Raw genomic sequence first — 18,821 nt, forward strand, 5'->3', positions numbered from 1 at the left:
TAAGTAATGACGACGAACATACAATTAATCGTATTGCTCTACCGTATCAACTAACTGTCCGGTATTTTCTATTGCAGCATATACCGGACAAGATATAAGCAATCAACTTCTCTGTCCTTGAATCTATTGTGGTTGCGTTCTATAGTTTTTATCTCAAACTTTTTTGATTGGAGAAAAACATGACTCTGCGTTTAGGTGATATCGCGCCTGATTTTGAACAGGATTCTTCGATAGGTAAATTGAATTTTCACACTTGGGCGGGTGATTCATGGGTTGTTTTATTTTCCCATCCTGCTGACTTTACACCGGTATGCACAACGGAGCTAGGTTTGACCGCAAAGTTAAAGCCAGAGTTTGATCAGCGTAATGTCAAAGCAATTGCCTTGTCTGTCGATGGTGCAGAATCACATCTGCAATGGATTAAGGATATTGAAGATACACAAAAAACTATCGTCGGTTTTCCTATCATTGCTGACGCGGATAAAAAGGTCGCCGCACTGTATGACATGATTCACCCGAATCAGTCGGAGACCGTTACCGTACGTTCTTTGTTCATCATCGATCCAAAGAAAAAAGTACGTCTGATCATCACTTATCCACTAACTACCGGACGTAATTTCGATGAGGTCTTGCGTGTCATTGATGCACTTCAACTGACTGATGCTTATTCGGTGGCGACACCTGGTAACTGGCGCGATGGTGATGACGTGATTATTCCTTTATCGATCAAAGATGAAGACGTGATCAAACAAAAATATCCAAAAGGCTATACTGCACCTCGTCCTTATTTGCGCATTACTCCACAGCCAAATAAATAAATAAATGCGCATGTTAACGCTGATCTTATTGTCGACTGATGACATGCAATAAGTTAGTCGATATGCGTGCGGAAAATCAGAGGTAGAAAAAAGCTAGAAAATAAAACGCCCCAAATTAAAGGGGCGTTTTATCTTGGGGTGCGCTGCAACTAAGCTCAATGAGTCACCACTGAAAATGCCCCGTTATTGCCGACAATCTCAGCCAGTCGGAAGAAAAATAATTCGCCTCCTGAGGGCGTCCAAAAAAATATCCCTGTACCGCGGGACACTTTAGTTCACGCAATAAGCCTGCTTGCTCTGGTGTTTCTATTCCTTCCGCTGTGACATTGAGCTCCAGACTGTTCGCCATATGCATAATCGCATGCACCATACCAAGATCACGTGACGTACCCGGTAAATTCACGATAAACGAACGATCAATTTTGACTCTGGTAATCGGTAAATGTTTAAGCAATGCAAGTGAGGAATACCCCGTGCCAAAATCATCAATCGCAACAGTAATATCCAAGTCCCTGATAGCAGAAACGATTTTGCGGCTCTTGTGAAAATCCTGGATCACTGATTCGGTGACTTCAACTTCCAATTGCTCGCCGCGCAACTTATGCGTCTGCAAGACGTGTCCGAGATGATGGACAAAATGCTCGTCATTGAATTGTCGAGGGGATACATTGACAGCCATGAATAGATTAGTGTGCCCTGCTAGTTCCCACTCTTTGAGTTGTGCTAACGCCGTATCCAGCACCCAATAACCAAGACGTTCAATCAATCCATTTTCTTCCGCAATACTGATGAAGGTATCGGGGCCGATCAACCCCAGTGTCGGATGATTCCATCGCACAAGGGCTTCAAATCCGATCAGGCGATTTTGCAGTAAATTGATCACCGGTTGATAATGAAGAATGAATTCATTTTTTTCGAGCGCAACATGCAGATTTTGTTCTATATTCAGGCGCGCCCTGACACGTTCTATCAGGTTGCTGGTATAGGTGCAGAATTGTCCTTTGCCTAAACGCTTTGCCTCATACATAGCACTGTCTGAAGCGCTTAAAAGTTGCGTCACATTAGTACCATCATCGGGATAAATGGCGATACCAATACTCACACCGATCATGAGTTCCTGTTCTTCAATGTTGATAGGTTTTTGTGACAAAGCATTGAGCAGTTTTTCGGCAATTAAAAAAGCCTCGCTAATTTCATGCAGCTCGGGTGCGACCACAACAAACTCATCACCGCCCAGCCGAATCGCTTCATCATGACGACGGATATGCTGACTAATACGCTTTGCAACTTCCTGAATGACGCGATCTCCGATATTGTGACCCATCGTGTCGTTAATGGCTTTGAAACCGTCAAGATCAAGGAACAGAATCGCAATTTTTTTGCCGTTAAAATGAGCGCGTTCTAATTCGATGTCCAGTCTTTGCTCCAGCAGATAGCGATTACCTAAACCCGTTAATGGATCGTGATAGGCAAGGTGAGCAAGTTTGAGTTCCACATCGCGGATTGCACTGATGTCTGAAATGATGTGTACAAATTGCTGTACCTCACCGGCCTCATCCTTGACCGCACAAATATGCTGTAAGGTCGGAAAAATGCGACCATCCCGGCAACGGCAAGCGACTTCACAATAGACATAACCATCGATCGATTCTGCAATGGATTGGTAGGTAAGGTCGCCTTCCCGACGGACCAGTAAAAAATCGTCAGGATGGCGATGAATGACCTCATCGGATGTGTATTGTGTGAGCTTAGTAAAGGCTGGATTAGCAGAGACGATGCGGTAGTGATCATCCAATATCAGAATGCCCTCAGCCGTCGAGCTGAATACGACACTTGCCTGCCGCAGCCGTTCTTCCATTTGCTTGCGTGTTGTGATGTCGCGTAACGCGCCGATCACTTGTTTGCTTCCGTTCTTTCCTGGACGCAGTTTGCCGTGCATCTCCAGCCAGGCAAATTCGCCGGAATCCCTGCGAGCCCTGAAGATGCTGCTGAAGAAGCCATCCTGATGTAAGAGCTGATCAACCTTCTCCCTGTCTTCCGGATGGATACGATCAAGCATTGCCGTCATACCTGCAGAAAAGCGGCTCAAGTTGCTACCCCAAATAGACTGGAAGCGCGCATCACCCTGCACATGATCTAGCAAAGATTCCCACTCCCAAGTGCCGAGTTCGGCTGCCTCAATCGCGATGGCAAGGCGCTCTTCTGATTTGACCAGTGCCTGCTCCGTATCGCAGCGTGATCGTGCGACCTGAATGACTGCTGCCAGTTCTTTCGTTTCATAAGGCTTCAGTAAATAGCCGAAGGGCTTACTAGCTGCTGCACGTAAAATGGTTTTTTCATCAGCAAATGCAGTCAGATAAATCACCGGTAATTTCCAACGCAGATAAATATGATTGCAGGCGTCAATGCCATCCTCCTGACCTTCAAGGTTGATGTCCATCAAGATCAGCGTCGGGCTATATTTTTCTACTGCACTGATTGCTGCCTTCATATTTGACTGAATGCCGCAGACACGATGTCCCATTTCCTCCAGAGTCTGTCGCAGATCCAGTGCCACGACGGGTTCATCTTCAACTATGAGTATCGTTTCTGCATGCATCTGTTTTTCTCCTGAATCTATGAAACAAACTCAATCACAAAATGTGCGCCACTGGATGTCGATTCTGTCTGTAATTCTCCTTTTAACTGTTGCACAAACATTGGAATCAGTTGTTTGCCCAGACTGCCTTCACCGCTCCAGCTAAAATCTTCTGGCAGCCCGCAGCCGTTATCTGACAATACGATTCGTGCCTTGTTATTAGCACCGGCGTGCAGCTCTATCGTAATTTTGCCGCTAGTTTTGCCGTGAAATGCATGTTTTGTCGCATTCAATATCAGCTCATTGATAATCAGTCCGCAAGGAATCGCACGCTGAATATCAATTTTGATTTTTTCATGTGATGGGATGAATAAAATTTGTATATCCCGGCTGCTCATGCCGTAGGTCGCGCTCGTCAAAGAAACCAGGTGTCGCAGGTAATCAGCCAGATTGATATCGGCGGTTGTATTTGATTCGTATAGCAACTGATGGACCAGCGCCATTGCCTTGATGCGCCCCTGACTTTCTGCCAGTGCCTGCCTGACTTCGGGTGTTTCTTTGCGCGCTTGCAGATGTAGCAGACTGGATACGATTTGCAGATTATTTTTTACGCGATGATGGACTTCGTGGAGGAGTGAGGTTTTTTCATCGAGCGCTCGTTCCAGTAATTCGCGATAGCGTTTTTGTTCCGAAATATCGCGGGCGATTTTACTGGCGCCGACGATCGCGCCATTATTGCCTCGCAGGGGCGAGATGGTGACGGCGATATCAACCTTGTGTCCATCTTTATGGATACGGACTGTTTCGAACGAAGGCACCCGCTCGCCGAGCTGGATGCGCCTCATGATCTCCGCTTCCTCGCTCAATTTATCCTGAGGAAAAAGGAGCGTGACCGATTGACCGATGATCTCTGCGGACTGATAGCCGAGCAGACGTTCTGCGGCTGGGTTCCAGCTGGTGATCAGACCATCTAAGGATTTACTGATAATCGCATCGTCTGATGATTCAACTACCGAGCGAAAGCGTTCTTCGGATAATTGCAGGCGACTCTCGCTGGCATGTCGTTGCGAAATATCCATGCCGGACGGTATCAGGTGTGTGATGCGCCCCTCACTGTCGTACAGCGGCGCCAGCATAAAGTCGATCCACATGCGGCTGTCATTGACCATTCTGACTTGCACGTCGTAACGCAGCGTTTCCCCTTGGCGACAGCGTTCTATCGCTTGCTTTAATTGTTCTTGCGCTTCACTGTCATGCGTCCACCAATAACAGTCCCAGACTTTCTTTCCTCGTACATCTTCAATGTGAAGGCCCGCCGCCAATAAAGGTGCGGCATTCGCATCCAGCAAGGTACCGTCAATCGCCAGCACGCCGACAAAAGCATAGAGGTTGTCGAGCACCCGCAAAAGACGCTGCTCACTCTCTCTGACTAATTGCTCTGAAAACTGATCAATCGTCGCATCGCGTATGATCGCCAGCACGCCGAGAATGTCTCCATGCTTGTTTTTCCATGGGTAATATGAGGCGAGTCGATGTAGTGGTCGCCCTGCTTGCAACGGATCGACTGCGCGGATCTCTTGGTTTACTAGGGGTGAGCCGGTATCAAGTACAAACTGTAATTTTGGTTCGACAACTGTGACGGCAGCTGCGGGTAAAAAATCACGAATGTGGTGACCGACTTGAGCAGAAACCTGCAGGTGGTTGAGATCTGCATGGCGCTTGTTGATGTAGCGCAGTGTCATGTCGCGGTTGACGACCGCTACGCCGATGGGGGCTGTCTCCAGGAGCAGGCCAAATAGTTGATCCATGTCTTCAGGAGCCATAAGCATCTTATGTAATAAGTGCGTAATACTCCTTTATAGTGCAACTTTTGCAATAGTTCAAGTTTTGTATTATTTTCTGGCTAAGAAAAAAGCATTGAAATCGCGACGAATTGCGATGTCAATACTTGATCTTTATGCCGACGTGGAATCCGGCATCGTGAGTCATTCTGGTCACAGATTGAGGTAAATCGTTCTGACGTTCAGTTTAGCGATCTGCTCAGTGATCTACTAAGTTGTCCGATCTCCACATTTGATCTCTGTATAACATTTTAGATTATCGAGCCGGCACCACCATCTCCGCATAGTCGTACAGTGCGCCTAAAATCTCTTCGTCGGCTTCGCTGGCCTCTTCTGACAGCTGGTCAATCTCATTGAAATACTGATCGACATTGCGTGCCTTGCCTTCACCATCGAGTAGTCTGGCAATGCGATGTTCTTCCCATTGCGCTTGTTCCATCTCATTCAGGCTGTCAGGGAAATTCCTTGCGCGGTAGCGGAACAGCAATTCGCTTAAGCGAGCATCCTGGAAATCTGGCTGTGCCTGTGCCAAACGTTCCGGTGTCATCGTACGCAAATCGTTTAGCAAACGCCGGTCTCCTGTACCCACAAAGCCGCCATACAGATCTTCATCGACATCCGCTGTCTCGTGATCGCGCGGTGCATATACTTGCTCCCACAATGCGCGTAATGGTGCAGCGTGATCGCTCATCAATACGGTGGCGTTGTCGATATGCTCTTGTATTACATTCATATCTATTTTCCAGCGCTCGGCCATCGCTGGTGACAGGGTTTTGAGATTGCCGATGACGATTGGTGATTTGTTTAAATGTACCGTCTTCACGGGCAGGCGGCTGACGCCTTCAGGCAGATCGCCGGTTTTGCTGAACATGCGTAATTGCACTGTCGCAGCGTCGAGCGTTGCCAGTTCTGCCGGATCGTGAGCGAGATCCCAGGCGATGACTTCATTTTTATTTTTGGGATGGACTGCTAGTGGCCACATCAGCGCTAGACAACCCCGCTCGGTCGGGAACATGCCAGAGACATGCAGAAACGCTTTACCCATCATAGGCAAACCGATTTCTGCCGCGACCTTATCTTTCTTATGCAAAGCCAGACAAAAGTCAAAGAGCTTCGGCTGCTTTTCCCGTACCAGACGCGCCAGCGCAATCGTGGCACGTACGTCGGACAAGGCATCATGCGCCGCTTCATGCGCAATCCCATTCGCTGCGGTCAGATGCTCAAGTCTGAAGCTTGGCTTGCCTTCCTCATTGGTCGGCCAGTTGATGCCTTCCGGGCGCAGCGCATAGGTGGTGCGCAGCATGTCCATGATGTCCCAGCGGCCGCATTGGTTTTGCCACTCGCGCGCATACGGATCCATGAGATTGCGCCAGAACATAAAGCGAGTAATCTCGTCGTCAAAGCGGATGGTGTTGTAACCGACGCCGATGGTACTGGTTTGGGCTAGTTCACGTTCAATTTTTGCGGCGAATTCATATTCTGGGATGCCGCGCTCGAGACAGGTTTGTGGCGTGATATGCGTGATCAGGCACGATTGCGGATCTGGTAAAAAATCATTCGCTGGCTGACAGTACAGCATGATGGACTCGCCGATTTCATTGAGTTCAGCGTCGGTGCGGATCGCGGCGAATTGGGCGGGGCGATCACGCCGCGCTTGTGCGCCGAAGGTTTCGTAGTCGTGCCAGAGAAAGCTGAGTTCTTGCATATGGTTTCTTTATATTGATTCAAATATGGAGGAGTATTTTTAAATCCCTAGGTAATCATTGCGGATAAATGCCTATTTTTGTTCCTACTCCACCCCAGTATATGATACGGATATCAGTCGCGACGGCGGCTTGCCTGATCTTCAAGGTAGCGTTGACTGCGGAAGTAGATTAACAATCCAATCACGATCAGCAGCATGGCACCCATTGTGATCCAGAATCCCGATACATTTTTGAGTAAAGGCATGACTTCGAAATTCATCCCGAATACGCCGGTAATCAAGGTCAGTGGCATAAACAGCGCGGTGATCACGGTCAGCGTACGCATGATCTCGCTGGTCCGGTGTGCCATCGCAGAAAAATGAATTTGCACTGCCGATTCCAGTGATGCTTCCAGGCGGCGGGCATGGTTCAGGACACGGCTGATATGCTCCATCACATCGTTGGTCCGAACCAGCAGCAAATCCTTGGCGCGGCCATCATTGCTGTCGCTACCGTCATGCGCATCGACGATGTGGTCACGTAACTCCTGCAATGCGTCACGTTGTTCCTCGCAAAGATTATCGAGCTTACGCAATTCCAGCCGCGAGTCGAGCAGCGCCATCCAGTTGTTAAAAGGCCGACGCGGATCAAGCAGTGCATGTTGCCAACGATCGAGCTGCTGGGTCAGTGGCTGACGTAATTCCAGATACTGATCCACCATCGCGTTAAGCAGCCGTAACATCAGATCCTCTGGCGAGCAGGGCAGGCGACTGGAGTGACCGTTACCCTCTGCTTTGTGTTTGTAGTTGAGCAGGCGGGTACGCGCGTTATCGATGGTGCGGCTTTTTTCTGCTCGGACAGTGACCAGTGCATTTCCCATCAAAAAAAACGAGACCGGCACCGTCACGAGTTTATTCAGTGCAGCAGGAATTTTGCGCTTTTGCTGCTCGCTTTGCTCCGCGACTGTTAATGCGCTCGCTTCACCATTCAATGCCAGTTTGCGAAACACTACCATCTCATAATCCTGGGTCGCATCGAAGTAAGACGGGTGGGTTAAATTGACCGCGTCTTTTAAATGCAAATCATAAATTTGTGTACCTGTCAGTCGTGCGACCTCTTCGCGCCATGCTTCGGGATTCAGATTCACCTCATCATGTGTTGCATCGAGCCAGATAAATCCTTGCGGCTGAACCGATGCATCCGGGTTCAGTACAACTTGTGTGTCATTAACGTGAAAGATGTCCATGCCCAGTAGTCTTAAAAATGAGTCCGAGTCCGATAAGTGAGGCAATACAGGCGGTAGCGATTGCCATCTGAGCCAACACTGGTAAAGCGACTAATTGAAACCAGCTAGCGCTGACAACGACCATCACTAATGTGGTGAGTAATCGCACGGCTTCCAACCCGATATATCCGGTATGCCAGCGTGTTTGTTCCATTAAACCGCCGACGATCCACAGCCCGGCGACAAGCCAGATTGCATACGGCACCAATTGTGCGGCATGAGCGACAGGTGCAACCGTCAGAAAATGGGTGGCAACTTGCAAGCTCACTGCGAACTGAATCAGGCAATACCACATGCGAGCTCCGTTCAGTGGCGGATTGTATTCGGGACGTTGTATATCGAAGGATTTCGCCGGTTCTCTTGCCGCAATATCGGCAGGACGCCATCCTGGCGGCATCAGCCAGATACGGCATTTATCCCACCAGTTGCGGGTACGCCAGGCATCGGCAGCAACGGCTTTATATACTTCGAGATTAGCCCAGAGAGGGTTCCAGCTGCGTAACGGACTGCGTGTGCCGAACACTACCGGATGTGCATCTTGTTCCTCGATAAAGGTACCGAACAAGCGATCCCACAAGATTAAAATGCCACCGTAGTTTTTGTCCAGATACAGATCATTAACACCGTGATGTACCCGGTGATTAGATGGTGACACGAACACGCGATCAAACCAGCCGAGCTTGTCGATCTGTTCGGTATGAATCCAGAACTGATATAGCAAATCGATCAATGCAACGATGATGAATACATGCACAGGATAGCCGAGCACCGCCAGCGGCAAATAAAAAATCCAACCGAACAAAGCGCCAGTGCTGGTCTGGCGTAATGCGGTAGTCAGGTTGTATGCTTCACTCTGATGATGGACGACATGCGCCGCCCACAAAAGATTGGTCTCATGCCCCATACGGTGCAGCCAGTAATACAAGAAGTCATACAGCAACAAGCCGGACACCCAGACCCACCAATCATCGCCGGATAAATGAAAGATCGCACAACGCTGCGCGACCCAAGCATAAACACCGACTGCCAAGACTTTTAAAAACACGCCAATGATCTGACTCATCACGCCCAGACTCAAACTATTGATGGCATCGTTAATCCGGTACAGATGACGCTGACGACGTCGGGCAACGATGAATTCAATGGCGATCAATAAGAAAAAAACGGGACTCGCAAAGGTAATAATTTTCTCTTGCATGATGATCGCGATAAAAATGATTTGAGGTGTCGGGGTAAGAAAATTCAGATGTAATTAACTCGTATTCAGGAGCGGTTCACCGAACGCGCAATCAGGCTCAGTGCAGCATAATAAGTCGACAGAATCAGCAGGCTCGCTTGCGGTAGCGGCGTATAAAATTTATTGTAAGCCAGCAGCGTATCTGACAGCATAAATAGTATGCCGCCAGCCATTGCCCATTTGCTTGCTGAGGTTTGTATGCTCAGATGGCGTGTGATGGCCTGAGCTGTCATGCACAACAGGCAGACGACATAGATGACAACCGGGATACGCAAATCCAAAGTAAGTCCCGGCCACAGCACGAATAAATTCGCTGCGCCAAGCGTACCAATACCAAGAAAAATTAGCGGACGTGAAAAGAAGCGGTGATCGCTAGTCAGTGCGCGCAGAAAGCAGATATGCGCACACAAAAAACTACCGAGGCCAAGCAAAAATCCAGGCTTGACGACGGTCGCTGGCAGCATCAAAAAAATATCGCCGAATAGGGAAAAGAGAATGCCCGTCAATATAGCCCGTCGATACGGCGGGCTAACACTGGTAGCACGGAAAGCGAGATAAAAAATCAACATGGTGGTCAGCGGCTTGCACACATAGTGCAGCCAGATCACATTGTCTTGCGCGCCTGCACCAGCGATCGCTAGCGCAGCGGAGACGATGATTAACAGAGTCAGCGTCATCGTAATAAGCAGTCGCCTGGTGATCAGGCAGTGTGTTTCAGCAAGCGTGCGACGTCGCGGGCAAAATACGTCAGGATGCCATCGGCACCTGCACGCTTAAATGCCAGCATGGTTTCCATCATCGTCTTGTTGTGGTCGAGCCAGCCATTTTGCGCAGCGGCTTTGATCATCGCGTACTCGCCACTGACCTGATAAGCGAACGTCGGTACTTTGAATTCATCCTTGACGCGTCGCACGATATCGAGATACGGCATGCCTGGTTTGACCATGACCATGTCGGCACCTTCTGCCAGATCAAGGGCGACTTCCCTCAACGCTTCATCGCTGTTTGCCGGATCCATCTGATAATTCGCTTTATCGCTTTTGCCCAGATTGGTTGCTGAACCAACGGCATCGCGGAATGGACCATAAAACGCGGACGCATATTTAGCTGAGTAAGCCATGATGCGGGTATGAATATAGCCGTGCGACTCCAGCGCATGACGGATCGCACCGATACGGCCATCCATCATGTCGCTTGGTGCGACGATATCGGCACCGGCTTCCGCTTGGGTCAATGCCTGGCGCACCAGCATCTCGGTGGTTTCGTCATTCAAGACATAACCGTCTGCATTGATCAGGCCATCCTGACCATGACTGGTATAAGGATCGAGCGCAACGTCGGTCAAAATGCCGAGTTCCGGAAAACGGTTTTTGAGTTCGCGAATTGCACGCGGGATTAAACCTTTTGGATTAGTCGCTTCAACGCCGTCTAGTGTTTTCAGCCCAGGATTGATCGCCGGGAACAAGGCCATCACAGGGATGCCGAGGGCAACGCAGTCTTCTGCCACGCCAAGCAGCACATCCACCGAGACACGCTCCACGCCGGGCATAGACGCAACCTTTTCACATTGATTGACGCCATCAATCACAAACACAGGATAAATCAGATCAGATGCTGTCACGCTGTTCTCGCGCATTAGTGCACGTGAGAACACATCACGGCGCATACGGCGCATACGGATAGCAGGGAATTGGGCAGGTTTTGTAATAGACATGACGATCACCGTAAAAATTTTTTGTTCAGAGTAATGAAACTTTTTTCCAAGCGCAAGCTCAGAGGGATAGGTGTTAAGTGCAGGTCTTTAAAATCCAGTGTCTTAAGCCTACCGCTTCTCCTCCCTGAGCGGGCGTCGTTCGTCCCTATGCGAATCGGCGTTATTCCCCCGGCTCGATGCAATCGGCCGGGGTTTTTTTATGGCCGCACATCACACTGCGATTATCCAATCGATTATGCAATCGGCGCATTGCCGGTTATTGACCTCTTTTTTCTCAGCCTGGATCGGTTTGCGCTTTTTGCTTTTTTTAATCTTGTGTACCAATGGCTGCCGGGTCGCTGGTGTGGGTGTCTGCGGTATTCTCGGTCAGCGGAATACTTGGCGTAAGCGGAATATCTAGCCCCAACAAATTTTGTATCTTGGCATCAGCCTCTTCAATACCTGTGCGTTTCAGTGATGAAAATAATTGGGCCGTAAAAGGAAACGGTTGGCCATTCGCATCGGTATAGCTGGATAAAATATTATTGGTCAGGCGTAGTGCATTGGTCGCATCGTTGCGGTTCAGTTTGTCCGCCTTGGTCAGCAGGCAGTGGATGGGTCTGCCCGTCGGTGCAAACCATTCGAGCATTTGCGTATCGAGATCGGTAAAAGGGCGACGTGCATCCATCATCAGGACCAGGGCGGATAGTTGATCGCGTTTTTGTACGTACGAGCCCAGCAATTGATTCCAGTGAGTTTTAGCCGCACCCGGAACTTCGGCGTAGCCGTAACCCGGCAAGTCGACCAGCAAGGCGCGGATTTCATCGACACGGGTTTCATCTTTACGATGCTGCCCTACATGAGCGCCGCCGATGGAGAAATAGTTGATATGCTGTGTGCGTCCCGGTGTTTTGGATGCGAAGCATAACTTTTTTTGATTGCACAAAATATTAATCGCAGTCGATTTGCCCGCATTGGAGCGACCGGCAAAGGCAATTTCCGGTACTGTGGTGTGCGGCAAATCGCGCAGATGATTGACCGTGGTAAAGAAACGGGCTTGCCATAGGATAGACATAAGAGGTACGTGCGCTTTAAATAATAGTAAAGATGATCGGGGTGAAGCCGGCACTAAAGTCCGTATTTAGATGTTACTTACACTGGACTAGGCAGAACGAAGCAACCCGGAGCATCGAAATTGCATGGAAAATGCAACAGAAGAAAGTGTTTCACTTAAAAGCTATTGTACAATAAGGGGTTAGGTATTGGGCTGCATGTTTCCGATCCCGCATTTTGTATGTTTGTTGTATTTATTGTACTGTCGGGTCGTGCGGATGCAATTCAGGCATCGCTACCAACAGCACAACTATGCGTTGCCAATAGGGCAGATTTCCATCATTTAGTCTCAAGGTGTTTGAATGAACCGTGCTTTTTCTCCTTTCTTGAAGTCCCTCAGCATCGCTGTTCTGGCGTTGTCTTCAGTCACCTCAATGGCCTATGCCAACGAAGAGCACAAAGCTCCTGCTAAAGCAGACCCGGCCAAAGGCGAAGCTCTGTACACCAATGGCGATGCAGCACGCGGCATCGTGGCCTGTGCCTCCTGCCACGGTACAGCTGGCAACTCAACCATCTCTGTGAATCCTAAATTGGCTGGTCAGCACGAAGCCTACATCGCTAAACAATTATCGAATTTTACTGGTCCCGATCGTAACAATGCCGTCATGACGACATTTGCTAAAGCGATGACAGAAGACGACATGAAAAATCTGGCGGCCTACCTGAGCACACAAAAATCCAAGCCAGGTTCTGCAAAAAATAAAGATATCGTCGAAATCGGCAAACAAATTTACCGTGGTGGTATCGCTGAGAAAAATGTTCCTGCATGTGCTGGCTGCCATAGTCCAAATGGTGCTGGTCTTCCGGCGCAATTCCCGCGTATTGCGGGTCAGCATCAGGATTACACGATTGCACAATTGACGAATTTCCGTACTGGCGTGCGTAAAAACAGCGCACAGATGACGACGATCTCCAAACGCATGTCCGATGATGAAATCAAAGCAGTTGCTGACTACGTCGCAGGCTTGAAGTAAGAAGGTAAGCGATAATAAGTATTCTTAAGTAAGCTTAAGTAATCGCCGATCAAATAAATAAGTAGTCAATGGAGGGGGTGGCAAAAGCCATCCCCTTTTTTATTTTCAGGATTTTATGGAAACAAATACCGCTGGAATACAGATCAAAACCGAGCGTCGCTGGCTGGCGGATGCGGTTGAGTTGCTGTCATCAATGCGTTTTGCGATCAGCCTGCTAGCGCTGATTGCGATTGCCTCCACCATCGGCACGGTGCTGAAACAGAACGAGCCTATGCCAAATTATGTGAATCAGTTCGGTCCGTTCTGGTTTGAGATCTTTGCCAAACTCGGTTTGTATGCTGTGTATTCGGCCTGGTGGTTTTTGCTGATCATGACGTTTCTGGTCTTGTCGACCAGCCTGTGCCTGATCCGTAATGCACCCAAAATGCTGAAGGATATGCGCAGCTGGCGTGACAACGTACGCGAGCAGTCTCTGCGTAATTTTCATCACAAAGCGGATTGGCATATGGCCGGGTCGCGGATTGCCAGCGCGACTCAGATTAGCGCTCACATTGCACGACTTGGCTATAAATTCAAAATTTCTGAAAAAGACGGTGCGACGCTGATCAGTGCCAAGCAAGGTGCTGCAAACAAATGGGGTTATATTTTTGCGCACAGTGCGATTGTGATTATCTGCATTGGCGGTATGCTGGACTCGGATTTATCTATCCGCATGCAGCAATGGTTTATGGGTAAGGTCGCATTTGATGGCAGCGGTATTATCGCGAATATTCCGCAACAACATCGTTTATCTCTGTCCAATCCTACATTCCGTGGCAACACCATGATCCCGGAAGGCGCGACCAGCAGCACGGCGATTATTCCTCAGCCTAAAGGCGTGCTGATTCAGGATTTACCCTTCACCATCAAACTGAATAAATTCATCATTGATTATTATTCGACGGGTATGCCGAAGTTGTTCGCCAGCGAGGTCATGGTCAAGGATCATGAAACCGGTAAGACTTTTTCCGCCACCATCAAAGTGAATGAGCCGCTGATCTACAAAGGTGTGGCAGTGTATCAGTCAAGTTTTGAAGATGGCGGCAGTCGCTTGTCCATGACGGCCTTTCCTATGAGTGGAGCCCAATCGACTAGCTTCACTTTGGCAGGCGAGGTTGGTGGCTCTACTCCTCTCAAATCGGCGGGTGACAATGATTACACGATAGAGTGGTCGGGCTTCCGGCCATTCAATGTGGAAAATATGAAAGCCGGGCAAGACCTGCGCGCGGTGAATACCAATACGAGTTTTAATCAGCAACTGAGCCTCGATCTGGACAAACATACCGGATCGGCGGCAAAGAATGCGAACAGCAAAGACTTAAAAAACGTCGGCCCGAGTGTGCAGTACAAACTGCGAGACAAGACCGGACAGGCCAGAGAATTCCATAATTATATGCAGCCGATGGAGCTCGACGGTGCAACGATGTTCCTTGCCGGTACGCGTGACAATCCGAATGAGCAATTTCGTTATCTGCGCATCCCGGCTGACGATGATGACACGATCATTGAGTGGATGAGGCTGCGTGCTGCGCTAGCAAATCCAGCATGGCGTGAGATCGCTGCCCAGCGCTATGTCAAACATGCGCTGCCCGAGAGCTCAGAGCAAATGCAAAAACAATTACAGGAACAGTTGCGCTTGTCTGCACTAAAAGGTCTGGCAATTTTTGCGGGAGATACTAAAGACAGTAAAAATCAGGCCACCGGTTTTGTCGCGATCTCCCGTTTTCTTGAGCAAATTCCAGCAGCGGAGCAGGGAAAAGCCGCCGATGTTTTTATGAAGATACTCAATGGCAGCATGTGGGATCTGTGGCAAGTCTCACGTGAACAAGCGGGTTTGCCTGTACTGGAACTGACAGAGAAACGCGCCCGGTTTATGCAGTTATCGATCAACGCTTTGTCTGATTCTTTTTTCTATGGTGCGCCAGTGTATTTGCAGCTTAGCGGGTTTGAAGAAGTGAAGGCATCGGTATTACAGGTAACGCGTTCGCCTGGCAAGAACGTGGTCTATCTCGGATGCCTGTTCCTGGTGATTGGCGTATTCTCGATGTTTTATATCCGGGAGCGTCGCTTATGGATCTGGTTAAAAGACAATGATGTTGGTGCAAGTGGCGAAAACATTACCACTGCCCTGATGGCATTGAGTTCGCAACGTAAGACGCTGGATTTTGAAAAAGAATTTGAGCAATTGAAGAACCAGCTCGCGCATTTGTCGCCGCAGTCTGGATCTGCATCAACGCCGGGACAAGTACCCTAAGCGAGCTAATCGACTACACTGTGGTCACTTTAGTGAGCGGATGATCCTTGCTCCTTTCGTCCCAGATATATCGCTTGACGCCAGAAAGTAAGATTTAAGATTGGAAACATGATGGAAATGACACATAACAACGCACCTTACCAAGGGTTCTTTAAACGTCTTGGTACTCTGGACTGGCTTTATGCGTTTGCGCTTAGTATTGGCGCGATATTGGCACTTGGTCGCTTTGGTACTTTTATGGACGTGTATGAAAAAGGTATTCTGGTATGCGCAGTTCCTGCGTTTGCGTGGCTTGGATGGCATTGGAAACCAGTACGTCGCCTGTTCCTCGTCCTTGCTTTAATCACCTTCTTTGCTGTGCATTTGTATAACGGTTCGCTGGAAATGGCGAATCAAAAGTTTTTCCTGAAGTATTTATTGTCGAGTCAATCGGCGATTTTGTGGATGAGCACATTGTTCTTTTTATCCACCTTGTTTTATTGGGGCGGATTGATTGCGCGCTCGGATTTCGGTTCTTCGGTCGGATCTATCCTCTGCTGGTCTGCGGTGATTATGGGTTTCACTGGTATGCTGGTGCGCTGGTATGAGTCTTACCTGATCGGCGCGGATATTGGTCATATTCCGGTTTCGAACCTGTATGAAGTATTTATCCTGTTTTCGATGATCACGGCGCTGTTCTATCTGTATTACGAACAACAATATGCGACGCGTCAGCTCGGTCCGTTTGTCCTGATTGTGATTTCTGCTGCGGTCGGTTTTTTGCTGTGGTATACCGTCAAACGCGATGCGTCCGAGATTCAGCCGCTGGTACCGGCCTTGCAAAGCTGGTGGATGAAAATCCATGTGCCGGCAAACTTCATTGGTTACGGTACTTTTGCCCTGGCGTCGATGGTAGCGGTCGCCTATTTGCTGAAATCTAAAGGTTATTTGCAAGATCGCCTGCCTTCGCTCGAAGTGCTCGATGATGTGATGTACAAAGCGATTGCAGTCGGTTTTGCCTTCTTCACTATTGCGACCATTCTCGGTGCGCTCTGGGCGGCAGAAGCCTGGGGTGGTTACTGGTCCTGGGATCCTAAAGAGACCTGGGCACTGATTGTCTGGCTCAACTATGCTGCATGGTTGCACATGCGTCTGATGAAGGGGTTGCGAGGCCAGATGGCGGCATGGTGGGCGTTGATCGGACTGATCGTGACCACCTTTGCTTTCCTCGGCGTGAATATGTTCTTGTCGGGTTTGCATTCTTACGGCGCACTGTAAGTTTGTACTGACCGGAAAAAAGCGCTGCATTTGAAAATGCAGTGCTTTTTTTATGGCGAACATCAAAAAAATGTAAGGTTCAGCAGACTATGTCGACTCATGAGAAACTAAATCCTTACTTGCGTCGTCTAAGTTGTAAGCCGTCATCTTGACTGGCTTATAAATCAAGCAAGTTCATCCCTTCGTCGTCGTAAATGGAGTCATCATGTTGATCAAACGTAGTCCCAACGGTATCGAATTGCCATTTTCATCCGAGATCACGCCGCGTGAGGTATTTGAGTCGCGCCGGGATTTCATTCGTCAGTTGGCGGTCGGGTCGATTGCCGGTAGCGCCTTGTTTGAGATGGCGAACCGTGAAGCATTTGCCCAGACGCCGGGCGCGCAAAAACTTGCTGCGACGCTGAATCCCGCTTATGCGCTGATCGAGAAAAAAACAGCGTACAAAGACGCGACAACCTATAACAATTTCTATGAATTCGGCACCGATAAATCAGAGCCGGCGATGAACGCGGGCACGCTTAAGCCCAGGCCATGGACTGTCACAATCGAGGGCGAAGTGAAGAAGCCGGTGACGCTGGATCTTGATGCCTTACTCAAACTCGCCCCGCTGGAAGAGCGGGTCTATCGTTTGCGCTGTGTTGAGGGTTGGTCGATGGTGATCCCGTGGATTGGTTATTCTTTATCGAACCTGATTAAAAAAGTTGAGCCGACCGGTAATGCGAAATTTGTCGAATTCATCACACTGGATGACAAGAAACAGATGCCGGGTTTGCGCCGTCCGGTGCTTGAGTGGCCGTATGTAGAGGGTTTGCGTATGGATGAGGCGATGCATCCTCTGGCCTTGCTGAGTCTGGGTATGTATGGCGAAGTGTTACCGAATCAAAACGGCGCACCGGTACGCATGGTTTTACCCTGGAAATATGGTTTTAAATCAGCGAAGTCGATTGTCAAAATCCGCTTAACGAAAGAACAGCCCAGAACCGCATGGAATATCGCTGCACCAAGTGAGTACGGTTTTTATTCGAATGTGAACCCTGATGTTGATCATCCGCGCTGGTCGCAGGCAACCGAGCGCCGTATTGGTGAGGACGGCTTATTCGCCAAAAAGCGCAAGACGCTGATGTTCAACGGTTATAACGAAGTCGCCTCTTTATATACAGGGATGGATTTGAAAAAATTCTATTGATCTGAGCAGGCTTGAGCCGTACTTAGTTTTGGTCGGTTCAGCCGGTTTGTCTCTTTGTAATTAATGCTGGATTACGCCGGATGAATGTCGTAAAAGCAGTGTTAAATGCGCGCAATCTGCCGAAATTAGAGGAGTTTTGATCATAGTAATGAACTGTCCACATCTGTTTCATCCCTAATTACGCCACCTACTTTGGATTATGTAATGCGCTTGCCAGCATATCAGCCATCACCTAAGCAACTCTCGTTGATTAAAGTTATTTTGTTCATCGTCGCGCTGTTGCCGTTTTTACGTCTGTTCAGTTTCGCTTTTCTGGATAAGCTGGGTGCCAATCCGGTCGAATTCATTACCAGAAATACGGGTGACTGGACCTTGTATCTGCTGTGTATTACGCTGGCGATGACACCCCTGCGTAAACTCACGCAGTGGCATTGGTTGATACGGTTGCGACGTATGTTGGGCTTATTCACTTTTTTTTATGCCTTGCTGCACTTCACGACATTTCTCTGGTTCGATCATGGATTTGATGTGGCCGAGATGTGGAAGGATGTATTGAAGCGGCCTTTTATTACAGTTGGTTTTGTAGCGTTCGTCTTGTTGCTGCCGCTGGCGGTGACTAGCACCAATGGCATGATTAAACGCCTGGGCGGTAAGCGCTGGCAATGGCTGCATCGCCTGATCTACCTGATCGCTCCCTTAGGCGTTCTACATTATTTTTGGATGAAGGCCGGTAAGCATGATTTTTCTCAGCCAGTTTTATTCGGCCTGATCGTAGCGGCATTGCTTATTGCGCGCTTGTTCTGGCGTTGGCAAAGTAGCCGTATGCCCATAGCCGGTCGTCATTAATAAGCAGAGTGTTCA

At 48.9% G+C, this 18,821-nt stretch carries 14 protein-coding genes; 6 read left to right on the forward strand and 8 right to left on the reverse strand.

Features of this window, described 5'->3' with window-relative positions:
- Window positions 1-179: 179 nt before the first annotated feature.
- Window positions 180-818, forward strand: a complete 639-nt coding sequence (locus tag ACO0K3_RS12020; RefSeq protein WP_422984875.1) for a peroxiredoxin — start codon at window positions 180-182, stop codon at window positions 816-818.
- Window positions 819-981: 163 nt separating this feature from the next.
- On the opposite strand, the gene ACO0K3_RS12025 is transcribed toward ACO0K3_RS12020, so the two are convergent.
- From ACO0K3_RS12025 to yihA, 8 genes are all read right to left on the reverse strand, one after another.
- The gene (locus ACO0K3_RS12025; protein WP_422984877.1) at window positions 982-3,417 is read right to left on the reverse strand and encodes a two-component system response regulator; all 2,436 of its coding nucleotides are present in this window, start codon (window positions 3,415-3,417) and stop codon (window positions 982-984) included.
- A 17-nt stretch (window positions 3,418-3,434) separates the two neighbouring features.
- Window positions 3,435-5,219 (reverse strand): PAS domain S-box protein, encoded by a 1,785-nt coding sequence (locus tag ACO0K3_RS12030; protein ID WP_422984879.1) that lies wholly within the window; start codon window positions 5,217-5,219, stop codon window positions 3,435-3,437.
- Window positions 5,220-5,493: 274 nt separating this feature from the next.
- A complete protein-coding gene (gene sbcB / locus ACO0K3_RS12035) occupies window positions 5,494-6,942 on the reverse strand; it encodes an exodeoxyribonuclease I (RefSeq protein WP_422984881.1) in 1,449 nt (482 codons plus the stop codon).
- Window positions 6,943-7,055: 113 nt separating this feature from the next.
- The gene (locus ACO0K3_RS12040; RefSeq protein ID WP_422984883.1) at window positions 7,056-8,168 is read right to left on the reverse strand and encodes a magnesium transporter CorA family protein; all 1,113 of its coding nucleotides are present in this window, start codon (window positions 8,166-8,168) and stop codon (window positions 7,056-7,058) included.
- Complete coding sequence (locus ACO0K3_RS12045) at window positions 8,149-9,405, reverse strand: sterol desaturase family protein (protein ID WP_422984885.1); 1,257 nt, start codon at window positions 9,403-9,405, stop codon at window positions 8,149-8,151. Before ACO0K3_RS12045 ends, ACO0K3_RS12040 begins: the two co-directional genes overlap by 20 nt.
- Before the next feature lie 65 nt (window positions 9,406-9,470).
- Window positions 9,471-10,121, reverse strand: coding sequence for a lysoplasmalogenase (locus tag ACO0K3_RS12050; protein ID WP_422984887.1), 651 nt, complete (start codon window positions 10,119-10,121; stop codon window positions 9,471-9,473).
- A gap of 23 nt (window positions 10,122-10,144) precedes the next feature.
- A complete protein-coding gene (hemB, locus tag ACO0K3_RS12055) occupies window positions 10,145-11,158 on the reverse strand; it encodes a porphobilinogen synthase (protein WP_422984889.1) in 1,014 nt (337 codons plus the stop codon).
- Window positions 11,159-11,465: 307 nt separating this feature from the next.
- Entirely contained in the window at window positions 11,466-12,212 is a 747-nt protein-coding gene (gene yihA, locus ACO0K3_RS12060; RefSeq protein WP_422984891.1) for a ribosome biogenesis GTP-binding protein YihA/YsxC, read from the reverse strand.
- 340 nt (window positions 12,213-12,552) lie between these two features.
- On the opposite strand from yihA, the gene ACO0K3_RS12065 reads away from it, so the two are divergent.
- The 5 genes from ACO0K3_RS12065 (at window position 12,553) to ACO0K3_RS12085 (ending at window position 18,806) form a co-directional block, all read left to right on the forward strand.
- Window positions 12,553-13,224, forward strand: coding sequence for a c-type cytochrome (locus tag ACO0K3_RS12065; RefSeq protein WP_422960219.1), 672 nt, complete (start codon window positions 12,553-12,555; stop codon window positions 13,222-13,224).
- 115 nt (window positions 13,225-13,339) lie between these two features.
- Complete coding sequence (locus ACO0K3_RS12070) at window positions 13,340-15,517, forward strand: cytochrome c biogenesis protein ResB (RefSeq protein ID WP_422984893.1); 2,178 nt, start codon at window positions 13,340-13,342, stop codon at window positions 15,515-15,517.
- A gap of 111 nt (window positions 15,518-15,628) precedes the next feature.
- Window positions 15,629-16,774, forward strand: coding sequence for a c-type cytochrome biogenesis protein CcsB (gene ccsB, locus ACO0K3_RS12075; protein WP_422960221.1), 1,146 nt, complete (start codon window positions 15,629-15,631; stop codon window positions 16,772-16,774).
- 205 nt (window positions 16,775-16,979) lie between these two features.
- Window positions 16,980-17,960, forward strand: coding sequence for a protein-methionine-sulfoxide reductase catalytic subunit MsrP (msrP, locus tag ACO0K3_RS12080; protein WP_422954702.1), 981 nt, complete (start codon window positions 16,980-16,982; stop codon window positions 17,958-17,960).
- Between the two features lie 204 nt (window positions 17,961-18,164).
- Window positions 18,165-18,806, forward strand: a complete 642-nt coding sequence (locus ACO0K3_RS12085) for a sulfite oxidase heme-binding subunit YedZ (RefSeq protein WP_422984895.1) — start codon at window positions 18,165-18,167, stop codon at window positions 18,804-18,806.
- The last annotated feature ends 15 nt before the right edge of the window (window positions 18,807-18,821 follow it).

The organism is Undibacterium sp. Rencai35W (genome assembly GCF_049340185.1).
Taxonomy (GTDB): domain Bacteria; phylum Pseudomonadota; class Gammaproteobacteria; order Burkholderiales; family Burkholderiaceae_D; genus Undibacterium.